Consider the following 14,282-nt stretch of genomic DNA (forward strand, 5'->3'; position numbering starts at 1 on the left):
CTGTTTGAGTAATTCCAGCGATAACATCATTATTGATTCCATTAACGATTTCTTCCGTTACATCATCCAATACACCGTCTATGACGCCCTGTTTAATATTTATGAAAGAACTGCTTATACCTGCAAGGGCATCAGCAACACTTTTATAACTTCCCTCTACAAAAGCACCTTCATCATTGACTTGGGTAATCGTGAAATCTGGGAGTTTCCATTCTCCACCTTCATATTTAGCTCCTCCTCCAAAATATGAAGCAAGTGCGTTACTCGCCAAATAGAGCTGTGCACCGTTAACAGCCTCTGTTGAGCCAGCTGTAAGCATTCCTGCTTTTACCCCAGAGATACTACGTGATACACCTTCACTGTTGGCAACTGTAATTGCAGTACCACCTATTTCTCCACCAATGCTGATAGTATTTGTGGATGAATTTTGTTTAACAAGGCTAGTGTTCTTAACAGCAGTCGTGACTGTTTGAGTGATGTCATCAATGACATCTTGAGAAATACCATTTGCAACATCGTTTTTAATATTTTTGAACGAGTTGCTCATACCTGCAAGAGCATCGGCAACATTTGTATAGCTTGCCTCTTCAGCAACACCATCATCATTGAGTGTAACAACTGTGAAGTCTGGGAATGTCCATTTTCCATCTTCATATCTAGCGCCACCTCCAAAATATGTAGCAAGTGCATTACTCGCCAAATAGAGCTGTGCACCGTTAACAGCATCTGTTGAGCCAGCAGCAAGCGTTCCTGCTTTTACCCCAGAAACAATACGTGATGCACCATCATTGTTGGCAACTGTAATTTCATTACCAGCTACATTTCCACCAATAATAATAACATTTGTGGATTCATCTTGTTTAACAAGTCTATTACCGTTAACCGCATCCGTAACTGTTTGAGTAATTCCAGCGATAACATCATTATTGATTCCATTAACGATTTCTTCCGTTACATCATCCAATACACCGTCTATGACGCCCTGTTTAATATTTATGAAAGAACTGCTTATACCTGCAAGGGCATCAGCAACACTTTTATAACTTCCCTCTACAAAAGCACCTTCATCATTGACTTGGGTAATCGTGAAATCTGGGAGTTTCCATTCTCCACCTTCATATTTAGCTCCTCCTCCAAAATATGAAGCAAGTGCGTTACTCGCCAAATAGAGCTGTGCACCGTTAACAGCCTCTGTTGAGCCAGCAGCAAGCGTTCCTGCTTTTACCCCAGAGATACTACGTGATACACCTTCACTGTTGGCAACTGTAATTGCAGTACCGCCTATTTCTCCACCAATAGTGATAGCATTTGTGGATTTATCTTGTTTAACAAGGCTAGTACTCTTAACAGCATTCGTGACTGTTTGAGTGATATCGTCAATGACATCTTGAGAAACACCATTTGCAACATCGTTTTTAATATTTTTGAACGAGTTGCTCATACCTGCAAGAGCATCGGCAACATTTGTATAGCTTGCCTCTTCAGCAACACCATCATCATTGAGTGTAACAACCGTGAAGTCTGGAGCTTTCCATTCTCCATCTTCATATCTAGCGCCACCTCCAAAATATGTAGCAAGCATGTTGCTCACTGAATAAAGCTGACCACCAGTTATAGCCTCTGTTGAGCCTTCTGAAATACTCCCTGCCTTCACGCCAGAGATAATACGCGCAAGACCTTCACTGTTGGAAACTGTAATCTCAGCGCCACCTATTTCTCCACCAATAGTGATAGCATTTGTGGATTCATTTTGTTTAACAAGGCTAGTACTCTTAACAGCAGTCGTGACTATTTGAGTGATATCGTCAATGACATCTTGAGAAACACCATTTGCAACATCGTTTTTAATATTTTTGAACGAGTTGCTCATACCTGCAAGAGCATCGGCAACATTTGTATAACTTGCCTCTTCAGCAACACCATCATCATTGAGTGTAACAACCGTGAAGTCTGGAGCTTTCCATTCTCCACCTTCATATCTAGCGCCACCACCAAAATATGTAGCAAGCATGTTGCTCACTGAATAAAGCTGACCACCAGTTATAGCCTCTGTTGAGCCTTCTGAAATACTCCCTGCCTTCACACCAGAGACAATACGCGATGCACCATCACTGTTTGCAATTATAATCTCAGTGCCACCTGTGTTCCCACCAATTGTGATAGGCTTTGTGGAAGAACCTTGTTTTATAAGGCTAGTACGATTAACCTCAGTAATAACTGTTTGAGTAAGATCACTTAGAACATTACCTGTAATTTGATCAATGACCTCTTGAGTAATCTCTGTCGTGAAATCATTTTTAATATTTTTAAACGAGTTGCTCATACCTGCAAGAGCGTCGGCAACATTTGTATAGCTTGCTTCTTCAGCAACACCATTATCATTAAGCTTAGTAACCTTGAAATTTGGTAATGTCCATCCTCCATTTTCGTACCTAGCACCACCACCAAAATATGTAGCAAGCATGTTACTCATTGAATAAAGCTGATTACCAGTTATAACCTCTGTTGACCCTTCTGCAATACTTCCTGCCATCACACCAGAGATAATACGCGACGCACCATCACTGTTTGCAACTATAATTCTATTTCCACCTGTACCTGCACCGATGTTAATAGGAGCAATCTTTCCATTTTGCTGAACAAGAGTCTGATTTTTTACATCATTAATCTTGTCATCAAGACTTACGAAAGCTTCATTAACCCCAGAAAAAGCACTAGCAACATTATTATAACTCCGCTTTTCGCTGATCAATCCACTAGAATTAAATTGTACGACCTCGAATTTTGGCGCAACCCACACTCCATTTTCAAAATTAGCACCACCACCAAAATATGTAGAAAACGTTTTATTCACAGAATAAAGCTGGCCACCTGTTACAGCTTCCGTTGATCCTAACGAGATGTTTCCATCAAGAAGAAACTTAAGCTTAGCATTGGTTTTCACACCATCTATGACATGATTGGCAACAAACGCATTTTCATAGCTATCCCACACCAGAGTGTTTGGATTAATATTTCCACTAATATCATTTTTTATATCAAGAATAGAGTTATTTATACTCGTAATAGAGTTATTAACTCCCTCAAAAGCAGAACCAACATTATTATACGCAGTACCCTGAATACGATAAATTGGATCTGTCCACATTCCATTCGCATACTTAGCGTTACCCCCAAGGTATGAAACAAGAGCATCACCTACCGAATAAAGTTGACCACCATTCACTGCTTCCGTTGAACCTTCAAAGATCAGTCCATCTGCTACACCAGTAAGTTTACGATATACCCCATCCTTATTTGTGAAATCAATTAAAATACCACCTACTGCTTGACCAATAGTAATAGGCAACATATCCCTTGCTTGTTTAACAAGAAGACCATCTTGTACATCACGAATATTCTTATTCAAATTTGCAAAATTGCTACCAACTGCGTCAAAAGCGCTCGAAACAGTATAATAGCTCTTTTTTCCATTACTTAATCCATCAGAATTGAATTCTATAATATCAAATCTTGGACCCGTCCATCTTCCATTTTCGTACCTAGCATCACCACCAAAATATGAAGCAAGCGTGTTATTTACCGAGTAAAGCTGAGAACCATTTATTGCATCAGATGAATCTACAGAAATCTGCCCACTGTCTACACCAGTAATTTTTCGAGACACACCACCACTATTTGCGACATCAACTACAAGACCAACTACTTCACTACCGATAGTAATGATATTATTGCTTTTATCCTGTTTAATGAGAAGATTATCTTTGAGAGTGTCTCTTACATTATCAATCTTACTATTTAAATTTGTAAAAGCAGTATTAACTCCATCGAAAGCACCAGAAACGTTATTATAACTCTGCTTATCACCGATCACTCCCTTAGAGTCTAACTGCACGATATCAAATTTTGGCGCAGTCCACACTCCATTTTCAAAATTAACACCACCACCAAAATATGAAGCAAGCGTGTTATTTACCGAGTAAAGTTGCGAACCATTTATTGCATCAAATGAATTTGCAGAAACCTGCCCACTCGCTACACCAGTGAGCTTGCGAGCCATACCGCTACTATTTGTGACATTGATTACAGTACCAAGTACTTCATTGCCAATAGTAATGATATTACTGCTTTTATCCTGTTTAATGAGAAGATTATCTTTGAGAGTGTCTCTTACATTATCAATCTTACTATTTAAATTTGTAAAAGCAGTATTAACTCCATCGAAAGCACCAGAAACGTTATTATAACTCTGCTTATCACCGATCACTCCTTTAGAGTCTAACTGCACGATATCAAATTTTGGCGCAGTCCACACTCCATTTCCAAAGTTAGCACCACCACCAAAATATGAAGCAAGCGTGTTATTTACCGAGTAAAGCTGAGAACCATTTATTGCATCAGATGAATCTACAGAAATCTGCCCACTCGCTACACCAGTAAGTTTGCGAGACACACCGCTACGATTTGTAACACTGATTACAGTACCAGCAACTTCATTGCCAATAGCAATGATATTACTGTCACCATCCTGTTTAATAAGGAGATTATTTTTTACATTATCAATCTTACTATTCAAATTTGTAAAAGCAGCATTGACCCCATCAAAAGCACCAGAAACGTTATTATAACTCTGCTTATCACCGATCACTCCTTTAGAGTCTAACTGCACGATATCAAATTTTGGCGCAGTCCACACTCCATTTCCAAAGTTAGCACCACCACCAAAATATGAAGCAAGCGTGTTATTTACCGAGTAAAGCTGAGAACCATTTATTGCATCAGATGAATCTACAGAAATCTGCCCACTCGCTACACCAGTAAGTTTGCGAGACACACCGCTACGATTTGTAACACTGATTACAGTACCAGCAACTTCATTGCCAATAGCAATGATATCACTGTCACCATCCTGTTTAATAAGGAGATTATTTTTTACATTATCAATCTTACTATTCAAATTTGTAAAAGCAGCATTGACCCCATCAAAAGCACCAGAAACGTTATCATAACTCTTCTTCTCATCGGACAATGCGTCGGAATTAAATTGCACAATATCAAATTTTGGCGCTGTCCAATTTTCATCTTCATAACGAGCACCCCCGCCCAAATATTTAGCAAATGTATCACTTAAAGCATAAAGTTGACCACCCGTCACAGCTTCTGCTGAAGCGACAGAAACTTTCCCACCCTTAAGATTAGCGATCACTTTATTTCCAGCATCAATGCCATCGTTCGTAATTTTTGGACCACCAGCTATTACCAAACCAGCTGCATCTAAAACACTATCTCCTACTTTTACACTATCCAGCGTAATATTTTTTGCCAAATCAAAAGCTATTTTACTGTCTGAATCTTTTACAACTTTCAAATTGTCACTTGCAGCTGAAAAGTCTAGCTTACCATTCGGTGAAATATTTTCTTCATTAACAGAAATATTCAACTCTAAACTTTCAGCATATCCTTTTAAAGCTTTTAACTGAGCAACATTTACTGCATCGGTCTCGCTGGTTCCTGCAGCCACTCCTGTAATCTGCCGTGTTACCCCATTTTCAACATCACCAATACTAAAAGCACCTTTAGTGCTTACCCATGCAGTATTTTCACTTTCTAATGTCGTATTGATTCCAGGATTATAACCCGCAATGGAAGATTCAGCGCGAGAAACAGCCCCCGCACCCACAGCAACACCACCTTCAGCAACTACCTGTGCGTTTATACCAATAGAAACCGAACCATCCGTATCAGCCTGAGCGTGCGAACCTATAGCAATCGCATTTGCAGCTCCTGCTATTGCCTGTTTTTCATCAGAATCAGCACTGCCTATTGCAATAGAGCCTTGAGCTTGAGCTTGAGCTCGTGAGCCTATAGCTACCCCATAATCTGCATTTGCAGTCGCTCTAGTCCCTATAGCAACACTTTCTTTACCAGATGATAATGAAAGCCCACCCAAAGCAACAGCAGATTCTCCTGAAGCTTCCGATCCCACACCCATAGCAAAACTTACTCTTCCGCTAGCAAGTGCAGAAACGCCAAATGCCATTGCTCCTCCAGCCGATGCAGTTGCGCCCGAACCAAATGCTGTTGAATAATTCCCTGTTGCAGAAGACCCACAACCAGTGGCAAAAGAAAAAATACCATAAGCCTCAGGCTTAGCATTCACTACACCTCCCGTTAGACTCCCCATATAGCCACTATCGCTCTGATTCGTTTTAGTATCAACTACACCATAAGGATTCTTCCCACCAAACACTTGATTTTCAACAAATCTAATATATTGCTCCTCTGCAGTTATTCCCCCAGCACCATGTGAACCGCCTCCACGACCAATAACAAGATCTGCACCACAGGCATTATAATTATCAGCAGTACCACTACCAGGAACACCAGCTAAAATAATACTACCATGACTACCTTCCACAGCACCGTTTTGTGTATTAGCATTTGAACCCTGATTGTTCCACCCCTGTATTGCAAGACTCGCAGCATAAACAGGAGATACACTCGATAAAAGTACTGCCATTGCAGTGCTTAACGAAACAGTTGTAATTAAATTTGATTTTAGCTTTTTCATAGAATCCCCATAAGAAAAATTTTAAAACATAAAAAAAACATATTTTATAATTAGCTTTGGCCATGTTTTTTGAAATTCACGTAGTTTAGTGTGATGTGACGTGCTTTACTCAGGTAAGTTGGTATAATGAGTGAGAAAAAAGTGCACTGTAATAGACATAAAGAAGTCGCATTTGTGTTTTACCATGTATCGAGGTAGGTGTTTAAGTTTGTAGATAAGTGTAGACATTTTGTAAGGGTTACTTTTTTGAATTAAATGAGTGAAGTAATCTGTAAAGTTGTTTTGTAGCGAGATTATTTTTTATATTTACAGATTATTACACGAAATAGTCGTAAAGTGGTAGTGGTTTTTTTGTCACTGTGTGGACTATTCGGGTGTTAAGATTTTTTTTGATGTTAAAGATTGTGTTTTTGCGGAGGGTGATTTGGCTATAGAAAGAGCTTCATCGTTGTGAATTGCGTTGGGTGTTTTTTTGCGTATATTGATGGAGATCTTTGTGGTATTTTGTATCTTTCGTTTTTTTAGAGAATTTGCAAAAAGCTATTCAACGCTGTGGTGGTGATGGTTTTTTGCGAGGTTGTAGTTTATGATGATTAGTTTTTTAGTAAGAACAATGTTTGGTTAACAATGTGATAGCTTCTTTGTATATGAAGGAGTAACAAGTGTGTATTTTACTACTTTACTGCTAAGTTTAAACGTTGCAGTATAAAAGTCGAAGAAAATTCCTTATCGTTAAAGTGTTCAAATTTTAAATAGGTAAGTGTTGAAATTTTTTGTGGCTGTGGTAATCATACATGGCTGATAGTAACTTTTTAGAATCCGATACAAAATCGTATAAGTGGTTAACTATTCTCGCTGTGGATCAATTTTTCTAAAAGGCCTCCATCTCGATAAAGGGTTCATGTGAGTATCATTTGGAGAGTATCTTCAATTATTTCGAAATATTTTAACAAAACAATTATCTAATAAAAAGTAAATATGAAAACATCAATAATAGATTTTTTTCTATTTTTTGAACATTTCATCAAACGTGAAATTCTTTTTGGTTTTTTAGTGATTTTATTCTTTATGTGATTTTTTTCAAAGACTTTTCAGATTTTTCAAAGTCCCCTCCCCTTGTTGCTACTAAATTCAATTTTTGCATTTTCTTGTGTCAAAATTCTATGAATTCCTCCCTAATCTCACTTTTTTCGCTTAATACAACTTACTGTCAAGCTACACTCAAAATACGCCTCTCTTTAATATGCGTTAATAACCCTAATGTTGAGCTATCACGATTATTGGCTTTGTGTGTTCCGCGAATAACAGGTAACAATTCATTTGCAAGCTCTTTTCCCAGCTCAACGCCCCACTGATCAAATGAATTAATATTCATTAAAACACCTTCAACAAAAACACGATGCTCATAAAGTGCAATTAAACGACCAAGCGTAAAAGGAGTCAGTAAATCTTGGATTAACATAATGCTTGGACGATTTCCTGTACAGCTTTTATGAATTGCAAACCTGTCTGCCTCGTTATTATAAGTTTCACCGCTTACAGTGACACGCCTAGCATCCTCAACCCCGCAGCCTTTCATTAAAGCTTCTGACTGTGCTAGACAATTAGCTACCAGCATATCATGCATATGATGTAAATCAGACTCATGCCCTTTTACAAATAAAATAAACTCCACAGGAACAACATCTGTGCCCTGATGTAAAAGTTGGAAAAAAGCATGTTGTCCATTTGTTCCTGAACCTCCCCAAGTAACTGGACCTGTTGAAAAATTTATTGGCTTGCCATTTAAAGAAATATTTTTGCCATTTGATTCCATATCAAGCTGCTGTAAATAAGCTGGAAGACGTGATAAACGCTGTGCATAAGGAATAATAGCTCGCGATGAATAACCACAAATAACACGATGCCAAAATCCTAAAAGAGCAAACCGCACAGGAATATTTTCATGCAAAGGTGCATTTTTAAAATGTTGATCCATTTGCTGAGCACCTTCAAGAAATTGGCGAAAACCTTGACCTCCTATTGCCAACATGACAATAAGACCAACAGCTGACCAAACTGAATGACGCCCTCCTACCCAATCCCAAAATTCAAAAATTCGCGAAGAATCTATACCAAATTTCGTCACTTTATCGACTGCGCTCGAAACAGCAACAAAATGCTTCCCAACAGCCTCTTCCCGTGTATGTGAACTGATCCATTGACGTGCAACGTGAGCATTTTCTATTGTTTCAGCTGTAGTAAAAGTTTTAGAAACAATAATAAACAGTGTCGTTTCTGGATCTAAATCAGCAAGAATGTCAGAAATATGCGCACTATCGATATTAGAAACGAAGTGACAACGTGGTCCATCATGATAAGGCTTTAAGGCACTGGTAACCATTGCAGGTCCAAGATAAGAACCTCCAATACCAATATTTACAACATCAGTTATCCTTTTCCCACTGCTTCCTTTATAACTGCCATTACGAACTGTTTCAGAAAACTTTTCCATATGAGCAAAAACGGCTTGAATATCTTGAACAATATCGCGCTTATTCAAAATAAAAACTTCATTAGCAGGCAAACGCAAAATAGTATGGAGAACTGAACGCTTTTCAGTAAAATTAATAAGCTCACCAGAAAACATGGCTTCGCGTCTACTTAATACACCTGCAACAACAGCCAAATTATCTAAGAGGCATAATGTATGAGATGCTACACCGCATTTTGAAAAGTCAAAAAGAAAATCATCAAGTTTTAAAGAAAAATTGGTAAAGCGTTTTTTGTCTTTTGCAAAATGTTGACGAATATCACAAACTTTATCTTTTGTAGCATGTTCTTTTAGAGCTTTTAAAGCATCCTCAAAGATTTTTTCATCGCGAATCATAAACTATATCTCCTATGGTCATCACCAATAGAATTTAAATACAGATGATAATAGGATAGAAAAGCTCCTTTACTGCAACTAATTCTCACTGTCCATACACAAATGAAACAGTGAGAAAATAAAGTGATAAGATCCCTAAATGATATCTTTTAAGAAAAAGTTTAAAAAATCTTTCAGCTATTTTGTGCCAAACGGATCATTCAGCTTGGCTTAGTTCTCTCGCTAAACGTGCAGTTTCCTCTGCTTTTGGTTTCACAAAACGCCCAAGAAAAAGATAAACAACAGGTGTTACATAAAGAGTGCAAATAGTTGCCAACCCCAAACCACCAACAATGACCCAACCTAAGGCTATGCGTGCTTCCGCACCAGCTCCTTTTGCTAAAATCAAAGGAATCCCCCCTAAAATAGCACAAATCATTGTCATACAAACTGGACGAAGGCGAATATTGGCTGCTTCCTCTACAGCTTCACGCACGCTTTTACCTTGATCACGTAACTGATCCGCAAACTCAACAATTAGAATACCATTTTTGGCCATCACACCAATCAATAAAACCAAACCAATTTGGCTATAAATATTGAGACTAACACCACTCAAAAGCATAGCAATGGCTGCACAACCAAGTCCCAATGGCACAGTAGCCATTATAATAAACCCTGAAATAAAACTTTCAAATTGCGCAGCTAAAACCAATAAAATGATTAAAAAAGCAACTCCAAAAACAACCGTTAAATTAGAAGACGTTTCACCAAGCGTTGCAGCTCCCCCCCAAAGGAATAATATAATTTTCTCCCGATAACAAAGGAGAAGCAATTTCTTGCACAATCCGATAACCACTGCCTAATGCAACACCTGGAGCAAGATTTGTACTTAAAACAACAGCGCTCATACGTTCCTCTCGTTTTAATTGAGGCGCAGTAGCTTTTTCATGCATGTTTGCAATAACTGACAAAGGAATATATTTATTATCTTTTGTTTTTAAAACAACATTTTCTAAATCGGCAGGGTTATTGATAGGATTTTTACGCGACATAAGTTTTACATCGTAAGAATGGTTATCCACATAAATGGAACCAATTTTTTTCCCATCCAACATTGCCTGCAATGTATTACCTAAATTGGTAATATCAATTCCTAAATTAGAAGCTTTTTCTCGGTCAATTTCAATAAAAAATTGCGACTGTGTTGCATCAACAGTAAGGCGAGGACGAACAAAACGCTTATCAGTTCTTAGAGCATGCAGTAGCTCATCAGCAGTTGACTGTAATTTCGCATAATTATCTCCAAGAATTGCAAATTGTAACCCTTGACCAGTTCCTCGAACTCCTAAAGAATTACCTTGAGCAACAAATACGAACACTGCTGGAAACTGTTTAACTTTTTCATTAATATCTTTAACGATTTCCTGTTGGCTACGCGAGCGATTCTCCCAAGATGAAAGCAATAAAATCAGGAAAGCTTTATTAGGAGAACCACCAAACCCCGCTATAGAATAACTATTAGCAACCTCACCAGCATCACGCAACGGCTGCAAGCTCGCTTCAATTTGCTCTACCTGCTCATTCAAATATTGCGTTGACATCCCCTGCGGCCCATTAATAACCAATAGGACAGCACCCCTATCTTCTTCTGGTGTTAGCTCGTGTTGTAATTTCATATAGCTTCCAATACAAACAACAGAAAAAATAAGTGAAACAAAAATAACAGTCCACGGTCGCTCCAAACATCTGCGCAAATTACGAGCATAGCTCTCACTAAAGAAAGTACCTAATTTATCTAAAAAAACAAAATAGCGCGCACTCTTCCCATCATTTTCAACATGCGCTTTAAGAAAACGGGAAGCAAGCATAGGACAAAGCGTCAAAGCAACAACTGAAGAAAGTAAAACAGAAATTGCTAGCACAAAACCGAACTCTCTAAAAAGCCCCCCAATTTGTCCAGGAAGAAAAGAAATAGGCACAAAAACAGCCACGAGAGTCAATGTTGTTGCCAAAACAGCAAAAAATACTTCTCGTGTTCCTAACACCGCTGCTGACAAAGAACCAAGCCCCATATTGCGTCGTCGAACAATATTCTCAAGAACAACAATTGCATCATCCACGACAAGCCCAGTTGCTAAAACAAACCCTAAAAACGTTAAAATATTCAAAGAAAAACCTGCAAAATAAATCGCAGCAACTGTTCCAATGAGCGCTACTGGAATAGATAAGGCAGGAATAAGCGTTATGCGAATATCTCTAAGGAAAAGAAAAATGACTACAATCACACTAAGTATAGCAATGACCAACGCAGCTTCAACTTCATGAAGAGCACTCTTAATAAAAATAGCATCATCATTAATAATATTTACTTGCACAGAAGGAGGAAGAATAGCTTTAAGATGATCAACAACCTTTCGAATACCTTTAGAAATGTCAAGCACGTTAGATTGCGCCTTACGCACAATACCCAACCCAATTCCCGTTTCTCCATTAACGCGCAGAATAACTGTTTCTATATCAGGTGACAAAGTAACACGCGCAATATCACTAATACGTACATGAGGCTTCAATATAACTTGCTCAAAATCTTCTGGCGTCGTTAATCGAGCAGTAGCACGCACAATTAACGATTCTTTGGAATTTCGCAATGATCCCACAGGAGCATCAGTAGACATATCAGAAAGAACACGTGCAACATCCGCCACAGTCAATCCATAGCTAGCAAGCTTTGCTTGATCCACATCAATCTGAAAAATTTTCGTGCGAGCACTATCCACCTGCACATCACCAACACCATCAACTGCAGAAAGCAAATCAACAATTTGATCGTCTACAACCTCTGTCAAATCATCAATACTCATCGTTGGTGAAGTCACCACTAGATACATAATCGCAGCAGCGTCAGCATCTGCCTTAATAATCTGAGGAGAATCAGCCTCCTTGGGTAAAGAATTAGCAATACGAGAAATAGCATCGCGAATATCCGAAGCCGCAACATTTAGATCAACACCAACATTAAATTTAATCTCGATACGAGAACGACCAAAAGAAGATGTCGAAGAAATTGTTTTAACTCCTGAAACACGAGAAACCCCATCTTCTATAGTTTTCGTAACTTCACGATCAATTGTTTCTGCTGATGCACCAGCAAAACGCGTTACAATCGTCATTACTGGAATATCTACATTAGGCAATTCACGTATCTCAATGCCCATCCATGCAGCAACCCCTGCAATTATGATCATGGCATTCAAAACAAAAGTAAAAATTGGTCTACGAATAAAAATCCCTAGAATACCACCCTGCTCTGGCTTTGCCAAAGGTTGTCTCGTTTCAGATTCTTGAACCATTATGCATCCTGCCCATCAGCTGTCGATAATTTTTGTTGATGGACCGTTGAATCATCAATAATAACGCTGCCACCTGGGTAAAGCATTTGCACTCCCTGAATAACAATTTGATCACCATCTTCTAAAGGAGCTTTCACAAATACTTGATCTTCTTTATGTTGGATAATCGATACAGGAACGTACCCTACCTTACCCTCTTTTACACGCCAAACAAAAGATCCTCTACTGTTCCACTGAATTGCAAGAGGATCAACGACAGGAAAAGAACCATCAAAAAACTGAAACTCTATAGAAAAAGACATACCAGACATGAGCACATCTTTTTCGTTTTGAATTTCAACCTGAACATGAAGTGTACGACTTTCTGCATCAATTTTATTGTCAAGTGCGTAAATATGACCAACAAAGGTTTTATCCGATTGTTCGGTCAAACTTGCAACCACTTCATCTCCTTTATGAATGTGTGGTGCATATCGCTCAGGAACCCACACATCAACTAAAACGCGTTCCCTATTTTCAATACGACCTATTATAGTATTAAGAGCAACGGTATTCCCTATATCAATAGGTAAAATACCAACAACTCCGCTAATCGGCGCACGAATTGTTCGTCGATCAAGTGCTAAATCAGCATCCCGCAAAGCCAAATTTGCGTTATCCAGTTCCAAGCGTGCAGCAATTTCCTGAACCTCTGTTGCAGTATTGGTAGCACGCAACTTAAGAGTCCTTGAAAGCGCTAATGCACTATTGTCACGTTGCACTTTTGCTCTTGCAACCGCAATTTCTTCCTTTTTAGAATCAAGCTTTGCAATTGAATCACCTGCTTTCACTTTTGCTCCCGCAGATACATAAAGCTCATCAATCATACCAGCTGACCACGGCGTTAGCTCTGCTGTCGCAATAGCTCGCCCACTACCAAGTGCATTAAACTGTTTATAAAAATCTTGAATTTTCACAGAACTGACAGCAACATGCGATGAATGCATCCCCTTCGATACTTCTGATGTTGTGTGTGATACATTTTCTTTTTTATCCACTGTAGGAATAGATTGTTCTGAACGGTGTTTTGACCAAAAATAAGCGGTGACCAGAACGATTACTAAAAATACTAATGGAACGATCTTTTTCAATGCCCCCATGATCTATCCTTGCTTCGTAATTAATACGTAATTTTTTTTTGAAATGCTCCTCAACAGCAATACCTGAATGCACAAAAAATCGAATGTGGATGTAGACAACGCGCCCCACTCCCCACCAAAAAAAGCATACTTTATCCAGTACTATGCTGCGTATCCGATTATAATTTCATGAATTAAACTGTCAAGTCAACTATTATTCATATTGAATTACACTGTGAACATAAAAAAAAATCACCATGAAAAAATCCAACTAGAGCCGAAAATATATCGGGATCTTTTAAAAAAATATAACGAATGGATAGATAAAAGTTTTATTTTCAGCAAGTTTTACTTGCAATTCCTCAATGAAACGATTAGGAACCCCTTATTCT

At 38.5% G+C, this 14,282-nt stretch carries 3 protein-coding genes and 1 pseudogene; all 4 read right to left on the minus strand.

From position 1 onward, the window contains the following. On the minus strand, positions 1-6,571 hold a 6,571-nt coding region (locus V5N67_RS00005), incomplete at its 3' end, for a hypothetical protein (protein WP_332059660.1). A 1,210-nt stretch (positions 6,572-7,781) separates the two neighbouring features. Beyond that, positions 7,782-9,440: a glucose-6-phosphate isomerase gene (gene pgi, locus V5N67_RS00010; RefSeq protein WP_332059662.1), complete on the minus strand. Its 1,659-nt coding sequence runs from the start codon at positions 9,438-9,440 to the stop codon at positions 7,782-7,784. Positions 9,441-9,636: 196 nt separating this feature from the next. Continuing rightward, a pseudogene (locus tag V5N67_RS00015) lies at positions 9,637-12,772 on the minus strand (efflux RND transporter permease subunit). After that, positions 12,772-13,911 carry an efflux RND transporter periplasmic adaptor subunit gene (locus V5N67_RS00020; RefSeq protein ID WP_332059663.1) on the minus strand — a complete coding sequence of 380 codons (1,140 nt, stop codon included), beginning with the start codon at positions 13,909-13,911 and terminating at the stop codon, positions 12,772-12,774. Before V5N67_RS00020 ends, V5N67_RS00015 begins: the two are co-directional and overlap by 1 nt. Between the last annotated feature and the right edge of the window lie 371 nt (positions 13,912-14,282).

This window comes from Bartonella rhinolophi, from assembly GCF_036576165.1.
GTDB lineage: Bacteria > Pseudomonadota > Alphaproteobacteria > Rhizobiales > Rhizobiaceae > Bartonella.

Bases quoted from the DNA above. Each gene is read 5' to 3' on its own strand.
- pgi (WP_332059662.1), bottom strand. From the start codon at position 9,440: ATGATTCGCGATGAAAAAATCTTTGAGGATGCTTTAAAAGCTCTAAAA.
- V5N67_RS00020 (WP_332059663.1), bottom strand. From the start codon at position 13,911: ATGGGGGCATTGAAAAAGATCGTTCCATTAGTATTTTTAGTAATCGTT.